The sequence below is a fragment of the Bradyrhizobium cosmicum genome, from assembly GCF_032290525.1.
In the GTDB taxonomy this organism is placed as follows: Bacteria; Pseudomonadota; Alphaproteobacteria; order Rhizobiales; family Xanthobacteraceae; genus Bradyrhizobium; species Bradyrhizobium cosmicum_A.
On the sequence record NZ_JASXTA010000122.1, the window covers coordinates 1 to 304 of the forward strand.

The window sequence follows — 304 nt, forward strand, 5'->3', positions numbered from 1 at the left end:
GCTGCGGGCCGCTCCGCCCGCGCTCGTCGAGGCCTTACAACTCGTCGTGGCGATCGCGCCGCAGGGAGAAGGTCAGCAGACCGCACAGCGCGAAATCATCTCCGCACTCCAGTCTGCGCTGGATGCACGAAGGCAACGCATCATTGTCAGCCAGGCTGAGGTGAACCCAGTCAAGTGGTGGTGCCTTTATCTGCAGGCGTTGTGCGAACTGCTGGTGATCGCGGTCGTGCACTGCGACAATCGGCTGGCGTCGGCCATTGCGTTGGCGCTGTTCGCGACCGGTGTTGCGGCGTCAGTGTTGCTG

General features: G+C 63.8%; 1 pseudogene. It reads left to right on the plus strand.

Annotated elements, in window-relative coordinates:
* A pseudogene (locus QSV46_RS39325) lies at positions 1 to 304 on the plus strand (hypothetical protein); the annotation flags it as partial.